Origin of the sequence: Leptolyngbya sp. BC1307 (genome assembly GCF_002286735.1) — a bacterium.
Classification (GTDB): Bacteria; Cyanobacteriota; Cyanobacteriia; order Phormidesmidales; family Phormidesmidaceae; genus Phormidesmis.
In genome coordinates this window covers 49,315-69,934 of record NZ_NRTA01000011.1, presented here as the reverse complement: position 1 = coordinate 69,934, position 20,620 = coordinate 49,315, and the positions used below count along the sequence as shown (strand labels likewise).

Annotated in this window: 17 protein-coding genes; 8 read left to right on the top strand and 9 right to left on the bottom strand. The window is 53.1% G+C overall.

Annotated features, from left to right (window positions below):
• Positions 1-15 precede the first annotated feature (15 nt).
• The 3 genes from CKL79_RS08745 to CKL79_RS24360 are packed head-to-tail and all read left to right on the top strand — an operon-like array spanning position 16 to position 1,267.
• Complete coding sequence (locus tag CKL79_RS08745) at positions 16-561, top strand: hypothetical protein (RefSeq protein WP_121969200.1); 546 nt, start codon at positions 16-18, stop codon at positions 559-561.
• A gap of 18 nt (positions 562-579) precedes the next feature.
• Positions 580-966: a hypothetical protein gene (locus CKL79_RS08740; RefSeq protein ID WP_121969199.1), complete on the top strand. Its 387-nt coding sequence runs from the start codon at positions 580-582 to the stop codon at positions 964-966.
• A gap of 49 nt (positions 967-1,015) precedes the next feature.
• Positions 1,016-1,267 (top strand): hypothetical protein, encoded by a 252-nt coding sequence (locus tag CKL79_RS24360; RefSeq protein WP_121969198.1) that lies wholly within the window; start codon positions 1,016-1,018, stop codon positions 1,265-1,267.
• 64 nt (positions 1,268-1,331) lie between these two features.
• Here CKL79_RS24360 and CKL79_RS08730 read toward each other — a convergent pair whose 3' ends face one another.
• The gene (locus tag CKL79_RS08730) at positions 1,332-4,712 is read right to left on the bottom strand and encodes an RNA-binding domain-containing protein (protein WP_170944010.1); all 3,381 of its coding nucleotides are present in this window, start codon (positions 4,710-4,712) and stop codon (positions 1,332-1,334) included.
• Between the two features lie 604 nt (positions 4,713-5,316).
• Between CKL79_RS08730 and CKL79_RS08725 the strand changes: the two genes are divergently transcribed.
• Positions 5,317-6,135, top strand: a complete 819-nt coding sequence (locus CKL79_RS08725; RefSeq protein ID WP_121969196.1) for a DUF4058 family protein — start codon at positions 5,317-5,319, stop codon at positions 6,133-6,135.
• A gap of 7 nt (positions 6,136-6,142) precedes the next feature.
• Here the strand turns inward: CKL79_RS08725 and hslO are convergent, their stop codons facing one another.
• Positions 6,143-7,051 carry an Hsp33 family molecular chaperone HslO gene (hslO, locus tag CKL79_RS08720; RefSeq protein WP_121969195.1) on the bottom strand — a complete coding sequence of 303 codons (909 nt, stop codon included), beginning with the start codon at positions 7,049-7,051 and terminating at the stop codon, positions 6,143-6,145.
• 142 nt (positions 7,052-7,193) lie between these two features.
• Complete coding sequence (chlP, locus tag CKL79_RS08715) at positions 7,194-8,417, bottom strand: geranylgeranyl reductase (protein WP_121969247.1); 1,224 nt, start codon at positions 8,415-8,417, stop codon at positions 7,194-7,196.
• A 219-nt stretch (positions 8,418-8,636) separates the two neighbouring features.
• Between chlP and CKL79_RS08710 the strand changes: the two genes are divergently transcribed.
• Positions 8,637-9,824 (top strand): DNA double-strand break repair nuclease NurA, encoded by a 1,188-nt coding sequence (locus CKL79_RS08710; protein ID WP_121969194.1) that lies wholly within the window; start codon positions 8,637-8,639, stop codon positions 9,822-9,824.
• 14 nt (positions 9,825-9,838) lie between these two features.
• Here the strand turns inward: CKL79_RS08710 and CKL79_RS08705 are convergent, their stop codons facing one another.
• From CKL79_RS08705 to CKL79_RS08695, 3 genes are all read right to left on the bottom strand, one after another.
• On the bottom strand, positions 9,839-12,076 hold the full coding sequence (locus CKL79_RS08705) for a transglycosylase domain-containing protein (RefSeq protein WP_240518757.1): 2,238 nt from the start codon (positions 12,074-12,076) through the stop codon (positions 9,839-9,841).
• Positions 12,077-12,408: 332 nt separating this feature from the next.
• Positions 12,409-12,948 carry a signal peptidase II gene (gene lspA / locus CKL79_RS08700; RefSeq protein WP_121969246.1) on the bottom strand — a complete coding sequence of 180 codons (540 nt, stop codon included), beginning with the start codon at positions 12,946-12,948 and terminating at the stop codon, positions 12,409-12,411.
• Between the two features lie 46 nt (positions 12,949-12,994).
• Positions 12,995-13,600, bottom strand: coding sequence for a biotin transporter BioY (locus CKL79_RS08695; RefSeq protein WP_170944009.1), 606 nt, complete (start codon positions 13,598-13,600; stop codon positions 12,995-12,997).
• A gap of 299 nt (positions 13,601-13,899) precedes the next feature.
• On the opposite strand from CKL79_RS08695, the gene hemB reads away from it, so the two are divergent.
• The gene (gene hemB / locus CKL79_RS08690) at positions 13,900-14,886 is read left to right on the top strand and encodes a porphobilinogen synthase (RefSeq protein ID WP_121969192.1); all 987 of its coding nucleotides are present in this window, start codon (positions 13,900-13,902) and stop codon (positions 14,884-14,886) included.
• Positions 14,887-14,915: 29 nt separating this feature from the next.
• Here hemB and CKL79_RS08685 read toward each other — a convergent pair whose 3' ends face one another.
• The gene (locus CKL79_RS08685; RefSeq protein ID WP_121969191.1) at positions 14,916-15,530 is read right to left on the bottom strand and encodes a sugar transferase; all 615 of its coding nucleotides are present in this window, start codon (positions 15,528-15,530) and stop codon (positions 14,916-14,918) included.
• Between the two features lie 472 nt (positions 15,531-16,002).
• On the opposite strand from CKL79_RS08685, the gene CKL79_RS08680 reads away from it, so the two are divergent.
• Positions 16,003-17,229, top strand: a complete 1,227-nt coding sequence (locus tag CKL79_RS08680; protein ID WP_170944008.1) for a HetZ-related protein 2 — start codon at positions 16,003-16,005, stop codon at positions 17,227-17,229.
• A gap of 27 nt (positions 17,230-17,256) precedes the next feature.
• Here CKL79_RS08680 and CKL79_RS08675 read toward each other — a convergent pair whose 3' ends face one another.
• Positions 17,257-17,814, bottom strand: a complete 558-nt coding sequence (locus CKL79_RS08675) for a PAM68 family protein (protein ID WP_121969190.1) — start codon at positions 17,812-17,814, stop codon at positions 17,257-17,259.
• Positions 17,815-17,871: 57 nt separating this feature from the next.
• A complete protein-coding gene (gene rpsO / locus CKL79_RS08670; protein WP_121969189.1) occupies positions 17,872-18,141 on the bottom strand; it encodes a 30S ribosomal protein S15 in 270 nt (89 codons plus the stop codon).
• A gap of 418 nt (positions 18,142-18,559) precedes the next feature.
• On the opposite strand from rpsO, the gene CKL79_RS08665 reads away from it, so the two are divergent.
• Positions 18,560-20,578, top strand: coding sequence for a family 10 glycosylhydrolase (locus tag CKL79_RS08665; RefSeq protein WP_121969188.1), 2,019 nt, complete (start codon positions 18,560-18,562; stop codon positions 20,576-20,578).
• The last annotated feature ends 42 nt before the right edge of the window (positions 20,579-20,620 follow it).

The window sequence follows — 20,620 nt, the reverse complement described above, 5'->3', positions numbered from 1 at the left end:
ACTCTGACCCAGACTATGCCTCGCAAACGTTCCCCCGACAGCACCAGCGACCGACAGCGCATCCAGTTTGCCTACAATGCCGACTGCGATACTCGTATTGGGGAAGTTTTCCAGTACTTGCTGAAAAGCGATAAGCTGCCGAGTCGGAAGGGCAAACATAAGGGTTTGGATGCGATGACCGCCTATTGGCAGGCATTCGCTTGTCAGGAGAATGATGCGTTGAGTGATGAGGAGAAGGGGGCGATCGCCCGCGAATCCATCGAAGCGCTTTCCCAGCAAATCGACCTCATCCGCGAAACCTTTGGCATAGAGGCACCCGTCAACCCAGTTAACCCCGCACAGCTCAAGCAGGAGATGCGATTAGTCGCGACAGCAGTGGTTCAAGAGTTCGTAGCCAGTGGCGCGATTCCAGCGTCAGCGGTTGAGAATGTCACGACTCAGACAGCTAACGCTGCTAGCACCACAGTCGCCAAACCAGCACCTAGCAGCGATGAAGGTGTGGACTTCGATGAGGAAGCCCTACTCGGTGGCCTCTTCGACAGCTCTGAAATTGCAGCGTAGATAAGGAGCTGAACTTCCATGGGTCTGGAACCAAAGAAGCCGAGTAACGAGTCAGGCAAAGCTGCTAGGCAGCAGTATCTAGAGTTGGCAAAGCGCGTCACAGGTGAAGCCAATCTAGATTACGCTACGCTCTATCAGCGCTTTGCCGAAAACGACTGGGCTGCGGTCAAGCTCGATGATGCCGTTGCCTCGTTATCGCTCAAAGCAGGCAATTCGCCCAAGCAAACGGTCGGCATTCTTCATCAAAGTCCATACCTTCAACATCAGGTGCATCAGCGCAATGTGCCTTTGGCCCCGATGAGCCAGTACGTGCGCTCTACGGTGCTAAAGACCGTTCAACAGCAAAAGCAAGCGCAGTTACAGCAGCGGAGTGCGTCACGAAGCTCCGAAATCGAGAACGATTAGCCTCGCGGCTGCGCTTGCAACCTAACCAAATTATTCAAGCGTCATTATCATGCTTCTCTTCGTTAGCAAACGGCAGGCATCCGAGTGCCTGGATCTCAGCGGTTCTACGCTCAAAAAGTACAGACTCAACGGTGAATGGATTGAAGGACTCCATTGGGTCAGGATTAATAGCCGATGCGTCCGCTACAATATAGAACTCATAAAAGACTGGTTGCACAACCGTAGTGACCCAGCCGCGCACCTACGGGCAGTTGAGATTTACCAACAAAGTCTGTTGAGCAATCAGAAGAAAAGAAAATGAAGTGCAGGAGAGAGGGTAGCGCCTTAACCAGCGACCAGGGTAGCGTGATCGCGCTCTACGCTGCTTAGATAAACCAGGGAGTCGGCTCTAAAACTTCATGTAAACGAAAAGGCTCGCGCTGACGAAGAAATGCAGCCGTTAGGTAAGCAATGTCACCGGCATACTTGGTTGTGATTGGCTCTGCTGTAAATGAATCTGTCGAAGCCAGATTAAGCTTCGTGAGACTCAGTATCTGAATCGCGGTAGCGCGAGAGTCACAGCTCTTCGGTTCCGTGTCGTTTGGCCAGTATCGATCTGCCGTTATTTCGAGTGGTCGAGGAGTCCCTAATGCTTTTCTATAGACGTTGTGCCCTGTTGTCGACAGTAGGGTTCGACGACGGGAGATAGGAACAAAGCTACCGCGCTGTATGCTTCCATCTGTTTCGACTCTAGAGTCGAAAAGACGGAAGTTGTTGTGAGAATTTATCCATACAAAAGAAACAGAAGCATCTGGCGCTATGATCCTTACGCTATTGAGGATTGCTCTATAGTCTTCTTTGGAGATACGCGCCGAATGGTGAAAAATTAGACTAGGACTTGCAGGTAATAGCTGTGCTCGCTTCAATCGTTCTAGTGCTGAATTCGCCAGCCGCGATAGATGCTCACTTCTTTCTTGAACATCAAACGCCGCTGTGTTCCCAGCATAAAACTCCCATTTTCCATAGCTATTAAAGACGTTCGCAAACCCTAAGATTTTTCTACCATCCCGAGATTGCGTATAAGACAGCCCCACAAAAAAATCAGCATCAGGGATGTTCTCTGGCAATACCCACGGAGTGACACCACACTTAGCCGTGATATTCAATGCCAGATTCAGATCTTTCCAGTCAGCATTAGTCAACGTTTTGGTATCGACCATTTGGCAAGGAATGCCTGCTTCCAGTAGTCGGCGTTTGATAACGAAGTAGGGGGAGGATTCGTCATCCAGCGCGTATCCTGCTTCGGGCGTATGTACTAAAAACAGGCGGTTCAACTTGTCATTGCCGCACCATTGCGGCTTTTCCGAGAGCAGTCGATTGACTTCCTGTCCAACATTATGAAGACTATCTGCCCCGACTACAGTTGAATAGCTAAAGCGAGTTGAAAAAGTTCGTTCTGATCCTCTATATTTGTATTTCCCCGTTTTCAACCGACTAATTAGCGTATGCATGGATTGCGTATAGCTTATGAGACATACGGGCACTATCTCAATGTCGTGCGACTCGCTATCATACGAACCATATTTTGTAATGCCGTCTCGTACGTCAGTAGACTGCTGTCGCCTTTTGAACTCAACAGTAGGCTCACTGAGTCTGCCAAAATGAAAAGAAGATCTGGAACTTCGCTCTATTTCTGACAAGGCTAGAGGTTCTTTTGACATTCCGATTTCAAGCTCGCCTGATATCAGGGGAAAGATACCTGTCGAGAGATAATCTGCTGTGTTGGCAATTTTCTCGGCACGTTTTCGAGCGGCTGATTGGCTTGAAGCAAGGCTATGCTGCTTGACTGTAACGTGCAAGTCAAAGGAGATGTTCTTCTGCTTAACTATGTCTTCAATCTGTGACAGAGATAGGCTAGGAATGACAGCATTGGTCTGTACGGTGCTCGTCTCCTCGCTTTCAAAGAACCGAACTGTTGCCCATTCTGTATCTAAGCTCTCTATCCGGCCTGCGCTCCAATCCTCTGCTACTTTTGCAATGCATCTATTCCCTAACAGTTTTTCTGCCTCTATATACCGAACGACTTCGTGTGCTCTCACAACGTTCAGCACCTGGCATGTGTAATCTACGACAATGTATGCATGACCTAGCATTTCGTGTATTTGAAAACGGTATGCTGGATAGAAGCGAACCACTCGCCTTACCTCGTCAGAGGTAGGCAGGTCAATACCCTTCTTGTGGGCGGTAATGCGGCTGAAAGAAGAACGGTCTATATGCCATTCGTAGCCAACTAAAGAATTTTCAAGCGCCTGCGCGATTTCTCTCAGCCGTAGATGAACCTCGTCGCTGGTTGCTAGGCGATCGCCATTCCTGATCGTAAGTAAATAAGCATTCATAAATGCCGTTTTGGGCACCTGAATGCTCGCTAAGTAAGCGGCCTTGCGCTCTGCTGCATTGCTTTTTAGGCATAAAATAGTTTCGTTTTCGAGGAGTTGAACCGCAGGGGGCGGCAGCTTCAAGTCAGCCATCTCCTTTGCCATCTGCTTCGTTCCTTCGCTAATCGCCTGAACGAAGGATTTCCCTCCTGGGTCTTCCATCAAGCGCAGCCATTCAATCAGCTTGCGGTTCCGAGGCAGTGAATCGAGCACCGTATGGCTCAAGTCAAATTTATCTGGCAGATCGTAGTTTTGCTGCCGAATGCGACCTGGGTTTTTCACGACGAAGGCGTCGGTGTAGTGCTCACAGTTGATAGGATTTTGGGCGTGGTAGTCGCGATGGGCTACCGCATTTACGATAGCTTCGTCTACTGCAATTGCAGGCAGCTCCATCTCTTCAGAGAACCCGCCGTCTAGTCGCCTGTACTGTAAGCGGTCGAAGAATGCGCCTTCGCGTAGAAACGTCCTTGCAGACCTGATTTGCTTCGTAATGGAGCCTCGAAAGTCCCTATCCAAAGATGGGGTTCCACGGTTCCGATATTGGTCGTGAGGGACGATGAACTTTAGGAGGCGAAGAAATGCGCTCGGTGCAGCTCTTTGCGGGTTGGAGGCAAAGAAGAGAAGCCCTGGAAGCGTAAACCAGTACTTTTCTTCCTTTTTGACGATAGCACCTGCTTCCCGCAGAAGGCGCTCATCTGTGAAGTCGCTGGCAAAGTCAGGGCGAAACACTCGTCGAAATTCTGTGACGACATCAGCATCCAAGTCTTCCGGCTCGAAAGGACACCAGGGTAGATTGTCGGTGTTGAGCAGTCCCTTCCTGATTCTAATTTGATCTCTATTTTCCGGTCTTAGCGGAAGTGATTGAGCCCCGCGCCGAATCCAAGCTTTGGGCTGCTGCTCTATCGTTTCACAAACCGCGTGGAGCAGGTCAGCAGAGTAGATGAGGCAGAGCTTTTTATCCTCTCCTTGCCTATTCTTACAGTCGATTTCCCTGACTTCTGCGGCATGACTGCGTAGGTACTGATCTAAATTCGTCAGAGCGTTTCGCTGGTCTTCGCTGAGATGATCAATGCCGATTACCTCTCCTGTAGAAGACACGCCGATTACGAGCAGTCCTCCTTCTACATTGCCGTTTGCGAACGCAGAAACAGTCTTAACAATGGTTTTTCTTAGCTCTTCGATAGAGTTTTTAGAAGTCGAACCGTCACCCTGGATGTTTCCTGCTTGCTTTCTGTCAAAGTGCTGACCCTCGAAGCCATCGTCTGTAGGGTGGGTGATGAAGTGCCAAGCGCTATGCGGATCGTCAAAGACTTCACGAGGTGTATGTTTCACAGTTTGATAGCTCTGGATTGTCATGCGTTGAGCTGAGCAAAGCCGTAGCCGCAAAGCAACTCAATCTATTACTCAAGTCTGCCAATTTACCAGCTATGGAAAGTCAAAGCTGTGATCTCAAACACCTCATCTTTTTGCTTTCTAGTCAATCTAGAAATAATTAGGAGGAGTGTAAACTTTCATACACGCAGATATTTTTCGTAGGAGGCCACCGGCGCTGAGTTATCTGGAAGCTCAGTGCCAATCTAAACGGTAACCGAATAATGTATTGGTCTCAGCTTGTACCCTAAAAATACGAAGATAGCAAATGCCAGAAAGCACAGATGGCTTCTTCCCTAAAAACTATATATGCATGCCAAAATAAGCCTAATTCCTTTGGAGGCAAAAATTTTGACGACTGACAATCACTCGTTTTTGACTATCATTTGACTATCTTCTCATCTCACTTAATTTGAAACCCTTGATTAGAGAGGGTCTCAAGCTGGTCAAATACTTCCTTCACACGGAAGAGGTCACAGGTTCGAACCCCGTATCGCCCATAGCTTTTATCTGCCGATGTTAGACTGTGGCTATACGCTCTGGCACTGTCTGAGGAGCATGACTTGTGGGCTCTCCGTTTCCCGGTATGAATCCCTATTTGGAGAATTCTGCGGCTTGGTCTAATCTCCACAGCCGTTTAATTGTGGCGATCGCTAATCTTCTCGGCCCACAAATTCGCCCCAAGTATCGGGTCGTGGTTGAGGAAGCCGTCTATAAGCGAGATGAGTCTGACCAGGCTGTATTGATTGGCGTGCCAGATGTGTCGGTTCGCCAAAGCAGCGGCCAAAGCAGCGGCCAGAGCAGCAATTTGAGCGCGGAGTCTAGAGAATTATCAGCTCAGGGAAATGTGGCGATCGCAGAGCCTGAGCCGGTAGCAGTAACCGTGCCAATGCCCAATACTGTGCGGCACCACTATTTAGAAATTCGCAGTTTGCAAACCAGCGAGGTGATTACGGTGATTGAAATTTTGTCGCCGGTCAATAAGCGCGGGGCGGGGCGACAAAAGTATGAAAGTAAGCGATTAGAAATTTTAGAGAGCCAGACACATTTAGTAGAGATTGATTTGCTCCATAAAGGGCAACCAATGCCGGTGCTAGGCTATGGATTAGAGAGCCATTATCGGGTGTTGGTAAGCCCCAGCAGCGACCGTCCTCAGGCTCAGCTATACCCTTTCAATTTGCAGCAATCTCTGCCTACCTTTGAGATACCACTGCAACCAGAAGATATAGCTATTGCGATCGCTCTAAAGCCGCTGCTAGATGAGATCTATGAGCTTTCAGGCTACGACTTAGATGTTGACTACCGTCAAGATCCAGAGCCCAACTGGTCGCCTGCCGAATTGGAATGGATTGACCAATGGCTAAAATCATTAGAATTGAGATAGGCCCGTCTTAACCCTGACGAGCCTGCTGCGCATCTAGCTGATTGATCAGATCTTGCAACTGTTCACTGTCAGCGTGATATTTCTCATTGCAAAAGTGGCAGACCGCTTCAGCGCCGTGGTCTACTGCGATCATGTCTTTGAGTTCGTCCTGGCCCAGTAGCTTGAGTGCGCCTAACATGCGATCGCGCGTGCACTTACAGCTAAACTGCACAATCTGATTGCCGGGCAGCATTTCTAGCCCCAGATCGCCGACCAGCTCTTCAAAAATCTGCGGCAACGTTTTGCCCGCTCTCAGTAAAGGGGTAAACCCGGTTAGCGTGCTCAGGCGCTCTTCTAATAAGGTCACCAGCGCTTCATCTTGCGCCGCTTTGGGCAGCACTTGCAGCAGCAGGCCGCCCGCCACTTCTACCCCCTCTGCGCCGACAAATACGCCCAGCACCAGAGCAGAGGGCGTTTGTTCAGAAGTCGCCAAGTAATGCGTCAGGTCATCGCCAATCTCACCGGAGACCAGTTCTACTGTACTGCTGTAAGGGTAGCCATAGCCCACATCACGCACCACATAAAGGTAGCCGTCTTGCCCAATCGCAGCGCCCACATTCAGCTTGCCATTTTCACTCGGCGGCAATTCCACCTGCGGCTTTTCTACATAGCCGCGCACTGTCCCATCTAACCCGGCATCCACCAGCAGCCCGCCGAGTGGCCCGTTCCCTTTCACCCGAATATTCACCCGAGACTGAGGCTGTTTCATACTTGACGCCAGCAGTAACCCGGCAGTCATTGTCCGGCCCAGAGCTGCCGTTGCTACGTAAGACAGTTCATGTCGCTGCCGGGCCACCTCAGTTAGGCGAGTTGTCGTTACGCCTACAACCCGAATGCCTCCTGCTGCTGCCGTCGCTCTAATTAATTGATCCGCCATGCTAGTCCGTAAATTTTGTAACCGTTCTTTAACTATTGTATAGCGAACCCCCTTGATGTATTTGATGACAAAAAAAAGCGCCTCCGTAAACAGGAGACGCTCAAGACAAAGAGAATAACGCAGTCGGTTGGAACTTTGGCAACTAGGGTGCGAGTGCGTAGCCCCGCAGCAGACTGCCCACCGTTTTTGCGGTGATTTTCATCTGCGTGAATGGGTTGGCGGGCACGACGGTTTTGTACAGGTAGCTGTCAAAGGTCAGCTTTTGCACGTCGATGTCGGAGCACATTTCGACGAAGGCTTCGCGGGAAGCATCGCTGCGGTAGAAGACGCGCTGCAAAATGTCGAGCACTTTGTAGGTGAGGCCGTATTCCTTATCCCACTGCTTGATGTACAGCTTCAGCTCATCTTCAGTGAGGGCGCGAGCGCCGTTTTCGGAGTACTTCACGATGGTTTCGGCGCACATGCGGGCAGACTTGGCCGCAAAGTAAATGCCTTCACCCGAAGACTTGGTGACCGTACCCGCTGCATCGCCGACGAGGGCAACCCGGCCTACTACCCGGCGAGGTCTGGGATGCTCGGGAATGGGGTGCGCTTCTACCTTGATGATTTCGCCGCCTTCTAGACGCTTGGCTGCGCGAGCGCGAATGCCCCGCTGCAGTTCTTTAATCCGCGCCTGGTTGGGGCGCATGGTGCCGGTACCGACCGCGACGTGATCGTACTTGGGGAAGACCCAGGCGTAGAAGTCGGGGGAGACATCGTCACCTACGTACATTTCGGCCAGCTCTTCGTAGTAGGCCATTTTGTCTTCGGGCAGGCGAATGCGCTCTTGGAAAGCGATCGCATAGTTATAGTCACCCGCATCAATCGCCCGAGCGACCCGCGAGTTAGCGCCATCTGCGCCGATTACCATGTCTACTTTGAGGGTTTTAGCTTCGCCCTGTAAACCAGCTTTCTCGTGATCTGCGTAGTGCAGCACGTAGGGGTCTTTGTCGTTACCAGGGATTTCTAGCTTGTGGACGGTGCCGTTGATCAGCTTAGCGCCCTCTTTGTGAGCGCGATCGCGCAAAAAGCCATCGAGCACTTCCCGGCGACACATGCCGATATATTCGTCATCGTTTAGCGTTCCACCGATGTTCACCTCAACGTTAGAAGGTGAGATCATCTTCATCTTGCGTACCCGACGGTCAATGATTTCGGGGGGCAAATCAAATTCAGCGACCATGCACAGCGGAATGGCTCCGCCGCAAGGCTTGGCATTGTCTAGCTTGCGCTCAAAGAGGTAAGTCTCGATCCCTGCTTTAGCGAGTGTCTCGGCAGCGGAAGAGCCCGCCGGACCAGATCCTACAACTGCGACCCGAAGTACCAAGGGCTTATGCTCCACGTAATAAATAAACCTATGGAAGAAATCGTATCACCACAGCTATTAAGAAAGCTTGGCCAATGCCCAAATGTAAAGCATATTGAAACACTGATTTACATTCCGAAAGGATAGCCCTGCTGCGCTCAGGTCGCTTTTGCACTGAGAGACAGTACGTCTGTTCTTTATCGATTAAAATGAATCTGATTCTTAAAGCGATCGCAGTCTATGGCCATCAAGCCCTCCCAAATTCAGACGGTGCTCAGCCGCAAGCGAGCCGACTTTGCCAGCTTTGATGAAAGTACGTCGATCTATTTAGCGCAGTACCGCCAGGCTTGGGATGAGTGGATAGCGAGATCAGCCGAAGACCGAACTGCCTGGGTAAGCGCTCAAGAGGGCGATTTGGGGGCTACTCCACTAGAGCCGATCAATCCAAAAAACAGGGGCATCATCCGCAGCGGCCTCACCTGGGACAACCGTGAGCAAAGCCTGAACTGGGTCAGCGAGCATCTCACTGATGTCACCACGTTTGCTGTCGATGGCTCTCAGGTCTTTCCGCAAAAGGACTTTTCGATTCCTATTGCTCTGGTGCAAATCGGCTGGTTTGAAAACCATCACAGCGGCGAGGGCGGTTACGAAAAAGACATTTTGCTAGATGTGATGACGCCGAAAGATCTGGTCGCTGATCGCTCGCAGCCAATGGACAGGTGGATCAATATGCGCCGCTTTTCAATGGAAGTGCAGCGCCTGACCCGCTACATTACTCAGGCGAGAGACCGAGCGATCCAGCAGGGCAGAGACCCTGAAAAATGCCTGGTCTTTTTCGACGGCTCGCTGGTGCTGTCATTTGCCTCCATGCTCGAAGACAACATTCGAGCGCCCTATGTCGATCAGATCCTGACGTTGCTAAGGGCTAGCCAAAAACATCAGGTGCCGCTGGTTGGCTATGTCGATACCGCGCAGTCTAACGACATCACGACCTTACTGCGCACGTTCAATAAGCTAGAAACGACGCGCACCATTCACGATGCCAAACTGCTCAGTCGCTGGATGAATTGGGGCGATCGCACTCCGCTGATGACCTGCGATCGCGGCGACATTCTCAATTACTACGCCGACATGCGCGATCAGATCGCGTTCACCTATCTCAAAACCAACGCCAACTACCCCGCCCGCTTAGAGCTACCCAAATGGATCTGGGAGACGGGTCGGGCTGAAGCGGTGATCAATCAGGTGCGCGCTGAGGTAATCGTCGGTAATGGCTATCCGTATGCGATTGAAACGGCTGACCAGACGGCTGTGTTGCAGAGCCGCGATCGCCAGATCTTCTACCGCATTCTGCAAGACTGGGCCGAGCAGGAAGACATTCCGATCAGCCTTTCTCAAAAGATGCTCAGCAAAGCCAGACGCCGATAGCTTCAGTCAATCGCCTAGCGCAACACCCGGCTCATGTAACTGCCCCAAAGCTGAGCGGCCTGAGCGCTGCTGCCAGCCGTTGGCGTGTTGTCGTCATTGCCCAGCCAGATGCCGGTCACCACTTCATTACGCGGCACAAAGCCGATAAACCACACGTCTATATTGTCGTTAGTCGTCCCTGTCTTGCCGCCTTCACCAAGACCCAGGTAAGCATTGCGGCCTGTGCCCCCCTGAACGACGCCCTGCATCATGCCCACCATCGTATTGGCAACGCTGGCATCGAGCGCCGACACGCTGGCATCTGCGCTCTGCGAAAAGTCGTAGATTACCCGGCAGGTGGAAATGTCGTTGTTATCTGCGCAGTCGCTGCTGTCGAGCACTCGCTGAATGCCGTGAGGTCGGTTCCAGACGCCTTCATTGGCGATCGCCCCAAACGCCCCAGTCATTTCTAAAGGGGTCACCTCACTTTGCCCTAGCACTAAGCCCGGCTGCGCATTGAGATCGGAGGTGATGCCCATCCGCTTCGCCAGACTGACCACCGCGTCTAGCCCCACTTCCTGCGCCACTCGCAGCGCAATCACATTTTCCGAACGGGCCAGCCCGGCATACATATCCAGCGCGCCCCCGCCCGAACGACAGCCCGCAAAGGACTGACCGCCCCAGTCCAAACCGTTACAAGAAAAAGTCGTTCCTGGCGAAATGCCTGCTTCTATCGCGGCTGCGTAGGCAAATATCTTGAAGGTAGATCCCGGCTGACGCAGGGCCTGAGTCGCCCGGTTAAACTGGCTTTCCTGGTAGTCTGCGCCGCCGACCAGCGCTTCGATTTCGCCAGTGGTCGTATTTAAGGTGACGAGCGCTCCTTGAGAATAGCCGTATTCAGGCCCATCATTATTGATGCTGTCTTTCAAGGTGGCTTCAGCAACCGCTTGAGTTTCCAGGTTCAGGCTGGTTTCGACTATGAAGTTGCCTTCCCCAGCCAGTCCCTTTCCCAGGACGGCCTCTAGCTCATCAAACACGTAGCTATAAAAGTAAGGCGCTTTGGAGCTTTGCAGCTGTTTGCGCGCGTCGGGGCTGATTTCAATGCGCGATCGCCTAGCCCGCCTGCCATCTTCAGCACTGATCATGCCCAAGGAGACCATGCGCTCAATCACGCCATCGCGGTAGAATACCGCCGCCTCGTAGTCCTGAATGGGGTTAAACGCATTCGGCGCAGGCAAAATGCCCACCAGCGTTGCCGCCTCGGCAATACTCAGATCGCTCGCCGACTTGCCAAAGTAAAACTGCGAGGCATCTTCAAAGCCGTACAGGTTATTGCCCAGATATACCCGGTTGAGGTATAGCAGCATCAGCTGATCTTTGCTGTAAAAGGTCTCTAACTTGAGCGCAACGACGGCCTCGCGAATCTTACGAACGGCGCTGTCATCAGTGCCGACATAGTCGCGGTAAGTGTTGCGGGCCATCTGCTGCGTCAGGGTGCTGGCCCCTTCGCGAATCTCACCGCCCGCAATGTTAGCCACCAGCGCTCGCAAAATGCCCAGTGGGTCAACGCCCAGATGCCAGTAAAAGCGCGAGTCTTCAGAGGCGACGACGGCATTGGGCAAATAGGCCGAATATTCTTTCAGCCGCTGATTTTCTCGGTGGGCAATATTGGGCAGCTCATTCAGTGGCGTGCGCCCCCCTTCCCCTTCCGCCGTAATCAGCACCGGCCCCTGCACCGACTCGGGCAGCGGATTGATCGTAATTTTGGGCCATTCTAAGCCGACCATCCATAGGGCTAGCAGTCCGGTTAGCCCCGAGGCCCCATAAAGCCCGTAGCGCACCGTTTTGATATACCAGGGCGGCGGGTCAATGTAGCGCACCGTCACCGCATCGGCCAGCTCTTGTGGCCCCAGCGTCAGCACATCGCCATCGCGCAGCGGCAGCTTAGAAATGCGCTTTTTGCTGCGATAGATGCCGTTGGTTGAGCCCTGATCTTTAATGACGAACGGATTGCCGGGGCGAGAGCGATCACGCGTCAGAGACAGATGCGTCTGGCTGACAATGGGGCTGCGCACCACAATGTCGCAGGCTTTAGAAGATCGCCCTAGTATATAGTGCTCGCCGACTAGCGGATACTCGCTATGCTTATCACCCGCCTCTATCTGTAGCTTGGGCACTCGCGCATTCGGCTTCAGCGGAATTTTAGAAAAATCCACATTGGCCTGAACAGTCTGAAATGCCTGTGTCAGTGAACCTAAGAAGGTTCTCGGCATAGACTGGCCAGCATTGGGATCAGCTTTGGGGCCGGGCTTGCCAGCGTTGCCAGGGTTGTGATTGGGACGATTGGGTGGCTGAGGCGGCGGGGAAGTCATAGAGCAGCGCTGGTGATGGCTCACTTCTAGCAGTTGATAACCGAAGACTGGGCTAGATAGCTAGATTGAATAGTAAGCGATTGGGCTAGGAACGTCGTCAAGAATAGTATAGATAACAGGCTGAGCCGGGAGTATTTCGGATGGGCCAATCAGATGGGCCAGTTACATGGGCCAGTTACATGGAGCCAATCAACGGCAAGCCTAACAGCAACCCAATCCAATATTTGTCAATTTTATAGCCGGGGGCGTTTGCGATCGCGCGATCGCCCCAAAGCGGCATTCGGCTGATTGCCCTGCCCAGATCCTGCTTTTGAATGCGGCCCCGGTAAAAAGGCAATCACCAGCAGGCAGAGAATGCCTACGTTAATCCAGATATCGGCCAGGTTAAAAATAGGAAATCCGGTGACGGGAAACGCCTGCAAAAAATCGACCACCTCCCCCGCCAGCAGCCGGTCAATGCCGTTGCCAAACGCGCCGCTCAAGATAAATCCGTAGCCCGCCTGCTCCCAGCGGTTGGGCAGCCGCACCACCCAGCCGTAAATGGCCAGTGCCGCACTCACCAAAATTGAGAGCCACCGCAGCCACTCGCCGTTTTCACTAAATAGGCTCCAGGCCGCTCCCGGATTGGTCACGTAGGTAAAGTTCAGCACCCCCGGAATAATCGTCACGCTCTCGCCGAGGTCAAAGGTTTGCACGACCCAATACTTCGTGAGCTGGTCGAGGATGACCCCGACGATCGCAATCAGCCAGAAGAGCGCATTCTTAGGTTTCATCTGAGGGTTCATCTGGGGGTTCACCTGTCATTGTCAAATCGCAGTACTAATAAAACAGCGCCCGGCGCATGGCATAGGCCAGCAGAGCGATCGCACAGGCCACCATCACCTGCCCCGGTATCTGCACCACCGAATAGTCCATCATCGCCGTTAGCAAAGAGGGCTCCGCCTTCACCCAACGAAATAAATGGCCCAAAGTCAGATAGGTCAGGCCGCACAGATGCACCACCGCCAACCCACTGAGCGCCGCAAACGCCAATCGCTCCAGCGTCGGCTTCGCCCGAAACGCCAGCGCCCCGCACAGCCACCCCGCCGGAATAAACCCCAGCAAATAGCCAAAGCTAGGCTCCCTCAGGTAGCCCACCCCTGCCCCCTGCGTAAAGACCTCAAAGCCGAACCGCTCAAATAGCGCAATTCCTAGCGTTACATAGGCAATTTGAGAAAGCGCCGCCGCATTTCTACCGCCCATGCAGCCCGTAAATAGCGCCGCTCCCACCTGAAAAGTTACGCCTAAAGAGTAAAACTCAATATCGCCGCCATAGCCTTTCCAAACGGACATCGGCACCGCAAACACAAACGCCTCTAGCCAGGTGCTGCCAATCGTCAACATCAGGCCAATCAGCGCCCACAGTAGCTCAGAGGGAGCAAACACAGTTACTCTTGCCTGCTTAAAAGTTATTCATCTCTTACGCATTTTAGGCCAATACCACGACAGAACCGAGCCAAAGCCGATTTGGAACAGACCGCGAAGCCCTCTGTCGCCCCTCTGTTGCCCCTCTGCCGCTACCGATAGACAAGCCCTTATTTTACAGAACGTAACCTTTTAGACGACTCTGCTCAATTCATCCAGGCCCAAGCTTTACACTTAATCTCTACTGGCTTAAGAACTGTCTTAAGACCGGCTTAAGTTTTACTGGCTTAGATACTTTTAGATACGCTGAGAAAGTCCCTATGTTTCCGACCCATCGCCCCCGTCGTTTGAGATCGCACGAAAATCTCCGCCGCATGGTGAGAGAAAACATCGTCACGACTAGCGATCTGATCTACCCGCTGTTTGCCGTCCCTGGTGACGCCTTCTCGCAGGAGGTCAAATCAATGCCAGGGGTCTATCAGCTCTCAGTCGATAAAATTGTCGAAGAAGCCAAAGAAGTCTACGGCTTGGGCATTCCGGCGGTCATTTTGTTCGGCATTCCCACCGAAAAAGACACCGAAGCAACCGGCGCATGGCACGACCACGGCATTGTGCAAAAAGCGACCGAAGCGATTAAAAAAGCCGTGCCAGACCTGCTGGTGATTGTCGATACTTGCCTGTGCGAATACACGAGCCACGGCCACTGCGGCTACTTAGAAGTCGGCGATCTCTCAGGCCGCGTGCTGAATGATCCCACCCTAGAGCTGCTGAAAAAAACCGCTGTTTCTCAGGCCAATGCCGGGGCCGATATCATTGCGCCTTCGGGGATGATGGATGGCTTTGTCAAGGCAATTCGCAGCGGGCTAGATGACGGTGGGTTTGAAGACATTCCGGTACTCTCTTACGCAGCTAAGTATTCATCGGCTTACTACGGACCGTTTCGCGATGCGGCTGACTCAGCGCCTCAGTTTGGCGATCGCCGCACCTACCAAATGGACCCAGCCAACGGCACCGAAGCCCTTAAAGAAATTGAGCTAGACATTGCCGAAGGCGCAGACATGCTGATGGTGAAGCCTGCCCTAGCCTATATGGATATCATCTGGCGAGTCAAAGCCGCCACGCATCTGCCGGTCGCTGCTTACAACGTCTCTGGCGAATATTCCATGGTCAAAGCCGCTGCCCTCAATGGCTGGATCGACGAAGAAAAAGTGGTGATGGAAACCATGATGGGCTTTAAGCGCTCAGGCGCAGATCTGATCTTGACCTACCACGCCAAAGATGTCGCTCGCTGGTTGGGTCACTCGTAGCGACGACATAACGAATGCTCAGCCCACGTTCAGTAAGCGCCCGACCGCTTAGAGAGCAGCGCGATGACGGTTAAGATCAGCAGCTTAACATCGTAAATTGGGCTCCAGTGCTGCTGATAGTGCAGATCTAGCGTGACGATTTCTTCAAAGTCTTTGATGGCAGAGCGACCGCTTACCTGCCATTGGCCGGTAAGACCAGGGCGCACCTCTAAGCGCTGCCAGTGACGTTCGCTGTAGTGCTGCACCTCATCGCCAGTGGGCGGGCGGGTGCCGACTAGGCTCATGTCTCCCTTCAGCACATTCCAAAACTGAGGAAATTCGTCCAGGCTGGTCTTTCGCAGAAACCGCCCAACGCGGGTGACTCGGGGATCTTCAGCATTTTTAAAGATCAGGCCCTCTGCTTCGTTAGCGACGCTGGCCTTCAGCTCATCGGCGTTGGTGACCATAGAGCGAAATTTCCAAATGCGAAAAGGGTGACCCTGCAGGCCAAATCGCTCTTGGGAGTAAAAGATAGGCCCTGCCGAATCGAGGCGAATGGCGATCGCCACTGGCACGAGTAAAACCCCTAAAATAGCCAGTCCAATCAGGGCTCCGAAAATATCGAGAGTACGCTTAAAAAGTGAGCGGGTAGATACATGGGGCATATGAGAAAAGTTAAAGCTGGTAAGGACTACCCTGAGCGGGTTTATATAAAGTTACAGTAGCCGCAGAAGACCCGGCGCGATGTGACATCGGTGCTCTCAAACACTGAAATACTCTGAAAATATTCGCAACCTATTTGGAAAAGGGCAAATCTAGTTAGGAACATACACTTATCTAGACTGTGTAGAACTACGGTAGGTGCCCCAGTTTTCTATGCATATAGACATAACTCTACGAGATATTTTTGTTTGGGCAGTCCCTGTAGTGCCGTATTCGTACCGTATCCATCCCGTGTTTATGAAGGGATGATGAAGTACGACTAAGGCGAGCCGCCCATAGCTAGCCCTCATAGCTAGCCCTCATAGCTAGCCCTCATAGCTAGCCCTCATAGCTAGCCCTTGCAGGAGAGGGTCTTCGGAGGCTCCACCGATGGGTTAAAGTAGGCGTGATCTTGGCGCTAAATTTGCAGCGACTATGAGCGATTCTTTAGAACGCCTCTCAATCGTAGAGGACATCGCCGACCCTCCCCTTGAAGAGACTTCAGCAGCGCCAGGGCAAACATCGGCGATATCAACAGACGACATAGTGGCCATGTGGCAAAAGCAGCTACAGAAGGCTCTGCCCCATCAGCCACAGGCGACCCATACGGCGATCATTCGCTGGCTGGTGGGCGACCAGTGCTTTGCCGCCATGAGTGCTGCTGAGGTTAAGCTAGCTCAGCAGGCGATGGACTATCGCTACCGCATTTTTATTTCGCGCTACTGGGGGCTCTCGCCGGAGCGGGCCTACAAAAAGCTGCTGCAAAAGCTGGGGGGCCTGTTTCTCATTCGCAGTAAAGTTCGCACCTGGATTGCGCTCAGCCGCGATCGCCAGCGGGCCGTTAAGGATGTGCTGCAAGAAGTCATTCAAGAAATGCTGCAGAGTGATCGCTACATGCAGCAGCAAACGCAGTGGATTGGGCAATGCACCTCGCGTACCAGCCTGCGCAATCTGCTGATTCTTGCCACTATTGAAGAATACTGCCTGCGGCCCATTCGCAATCAGCCGCTGCTGGTTTACCGGTTTGTCAACTATCTGCGGCGCTCCCAACGCGGGGGGATGACCCAGGTACCCAGCGCCGAGCTGATTCAGCTAATTTCAGAAGAAATCGGCACCGACGAGGCCGACGGCACCTTTAGCCTGCTAGATTTTGAAGCGCTGGATCGCTACCAGGTACAAAAGGACTTTGAAGAGCAGCAGACCGCTCGGCAGCGGGTTAAGCAGCAGTTTGCCGACTATCTCAACGAGACACTGGGCGAGACAGCGGCGCAATGGCTCGATCTGCATCTGCGCGGCTACGCCCAAGACAGCATTTCTCAGCAGCTCGGCCTGAATGTGCGCGAAGCCTACCGGCTGCGGGAAAAAGTCAGCTACCACGCCATTCGCATTTTTACGCTCAAAGAACAGCCCGATCTGGTATTTGGCTGGCTCAAGACATCTTTGAAGCAGCATAACTTTGGCCTTACGCCTACTGAATGGAGCCGCTTTTGGAGCGATCTCACAGACGAGCAGCAGCAGTTACTGACTGACTTTAAGGCAGGTCTTAGTGTGGAGGCGATCGCCCAATCTTGCAATCTCACCCAAAAGCAGGTCACCGGCAAATGGGCAGACCTCTACCTGCGAGCGCAGGAGATGCGAGTCACTCAAGCCGGTTCAAAATAACGGTTCGACCTGTAATGCTTAAAAGCTTTACGTTTTAGAGGCTTTAGAGGCTCGCCAGGTCTCAATCGCACGGCCCAAATTGAGCTTAAATTCGCTCAGGCCGATCAGACTGCCCGGCGCTTCGTCCCAGGAGGCAGACAGCATGCCGTAGGTGAGGCCCACTACGCCCAGGCCAAAGCAGCCCATCGTCACCAGCAGCACCGCCACCGTCGGCAGCTCTACCATCTGATGGCTCAGCAAGTAATATGCCAGGAAGAAAATGCCGACGCCTAGCGCAATCGGCAATCCTGAAAAGAAGGCCATGCGGCGTACCATCCGGCGACTGACCTCCGGTGGGATGGCGGTGTCATCGGCCCGGTTGGAACGATTGGCTGAGGTGGCTTTTTCGGAGCGTTTTTGGGGCGATCGCTGCCGCCTGCTCGCCCGAATCTCATCGGCTTTGGCCTGAGCCTTGGCTGACGCTGCACTGCGCCCAGGAGACTTAGCAGTCGCTTTTGCTTTGGGTTCAAAGGGCAATCCCGACCGGTCAGACTGCTCATCAGAGGGCCGGTCAGCATTGGAGCCTTGCTTAGACTTAGAAGCCATTTTCACCTCTACAAAAAACTGCCACAGACGTAAGGGCTTTGACCATTAGCGATGGCTTTAGCGGCGGATGCCCAGCTTTTGAATCAAGGCTTTGTAGCGCTCAGGGTCTTGCTTGATCAAATAGGCGAGCAGCCGTTTACGCTGACCGATCATTTTCAGCAGACCGCGCCGGGAAGAATAGTCTTTTTTGTTAGTCCGCAGGTGCTGGCTGAGGCTATTGATCCGGTCAGTCAGCATCGCAATCTGCACGTCTACCGATCCGGTGTCGGTTTCGTGAACCTGATGCTCAGAGATAATCTCCTGTTTACGTTCTTGTAGCAGAGCCATACGCCTAGAAATTGAGTAAGGGTTGTGAACATAGTATTGGTCACTTTGCTGGGATGCACTTTATCGGCTACAAGCCTGATAGTACAACGGGCAAAGTGACTCGCAAAGTACGAATGCATACGCACTTTGCTAGATAGAGGTCTTCTATGGTATCACATCAAGCTTAAGCCAATAGCAAGGTGGCAATCTCACTGGTCATCGCTGCCCTTTTCAGCCAGAACGCTCACGCCAGAATGCTTTCAGCACATTGACCTGATAGGGGACACGTGCCTTTAGGTAAACCTACTGTGCGCAACTACACCAGGTTTACTTGATAGATTTGCGGCTGCTTAGGGAACTAAAGAATGGGCACTCAAGCGTAGAAATCGCCCGCCGCGATTTGCCCAAACGTCCTGCTCACACCTTTTGTTCATTGCTGATGATTCAGGTTTTTTGCTCGCGTATAGCTGCTCACGCCGCTGAAGTGGATACTCGCTGCCCTACTCAGCGACGTTTTCACTCTATATATAGCGGTTTGGCAAGCGGATTAATCAGTCTTGCTTTCGGCGCTGCTGTGGCTCATCCGGCGATCGCCCTTAGCCCAGAGACCGTCAGCCCTAACCAACTCGCTTATCAGCGGTTACCTGGCCAGCGGCCTCAAACCCTCAGTCAATCGCCCACGACTGATCCCTCGAATCCTTTAAATGCTCAGGCAATGTACCGTGAGCTAGAAAACCTTACCGGACGCTTTGAGAGCGCCTACCTCTCTAGCCGCGCCCAGAATCAGCCGACGCAGCTGCATGCAGCCGATCTGACGCTGACCGCCAGCGCCAGCATAACTGTGACAACGCCCACGCCTTTACCCTCAGAGCTACAGGCAGCGCAGCAGTTGCTGACCGACTGGCAGGGCCTGATCAATCAGGGCGATTACGAGATGGCCAATCGCCGCTGGCAAACCGTAAGCCAGGCACTCAGGAGCAGCGCCCGGGCGGGAGAGGCGATCGCTCAGCCAGAAATTCGCGCCATGTGGCTAGACCGCAAGACCATTGTCACAGCGGGCTCTCAAGCGGGGTTAGCCAAAGTCTTTGAGCGCTTCAAAGCCGCCGGGATCAATACGGTGTTTGTCGAAACCGTTAACGCGGGCTACCCCATTTACCCCAGCTCTGTGGCCCCGGCGCAAAATCCTCTGATTCGAGGCTGGGATCCGCTGCAAGCGGCGGTGGAGCTAGGCCAAACCTATGGCATTGAAGTCCACGCTTGGGTCTGGCTGTTTGCAGCGGGCAACCAGGCACACAACCAGGTCATCGGGCAGCCTGCCAGCTATCCTGGCCCCATCATCAGCGCGCATCCTGACTGGGCCGGTTATGACAATCAGGGCAATTTGATCCTGCCCGGACAGGCCAAGCCCTTTCTCGATCCGGCTAATCCTGAAGTTCGTCAGTACCTGTTCGACTTGCTCAGCGAAATTGCCAGTCGGTACGATGTAGACGGCATCCAGTTTGACTACATTCGCTACCCTTTTCAAGATCCGGCTAATAACCGGCTGTTTGGCTATGGCACTGCTGGCAGGCAGCAGTTTCATCAGCTCACGGGCGTCGATCCGATCATTCTTTCTCCCCATGCCAGCGGCGGCGATGCCCAGCTACAGCAGTATTATTGGAACCAGTGGACGGCCTTTCGCACTGAGCAGATTAGCTCTTTTGTCGCTGAAGCCTCTCATCGCCTGCGCCGCCAGCGGCCTAATCTGATCCTGTCGGCGGCAGTTTTTGCTGACGACACGTACAAGCGTCAGCAAACGATTCAGCAAGACTGGGAGACTTGGGCCGATCAGGAGCTGATCGATTGGATTGTGCTGATGAGCTATGCCAGTACGACTCAGCGATTTGAGGAGCTGATCCGTCCCTGGATAATGGAGTCTAGCTATCGGTCTACGCTGGTGATTCCGGGGATTCGGCTGCTGAATTTGCCAGCGGCGATCGCTTCCGAGCAACTGCAACTGCTGCGTGATTTGCCGACCAGCGGCTATGCTCTCTTTGCTGCTGATAATCTCAATAGCGATGTTCAGGCGATGCTGGCCCGTACCCAGCAAGACCCCGATCAGGCTTTTTCTGCGCAGACGCCTTTTGTCACAGCGGCTGCTCGCTACGAGTCGCTACAGCGCGAATGGAGCTGGCTGCTGACCAATCAACAGATTCACGGCGATTCGCGGCGGCTACAGCAGTGGGCGAACGAGGTCAATCAGCTAGGGACGGCGTTAGCGGCGCTGGCGGAAAATCCTTCGGATCGCGGGCTAATGGGAGTGCGATCGCGTCTTAATACGCTAGAAAGGTCGCTGGCTAGCAGTCTCACCGTAGAAGCGGCTAGCCCTGCCTATCGGCTGCGGGCCTGGCAAAACCGGCTCACCGCGATTGATCGTCTGCTCACTCACGATGGAGCCGGATCGAATTCATCAAGTTAACTATCTTTTGGGTTTCAACCCTGCGATTGACTGCCTGTTGAT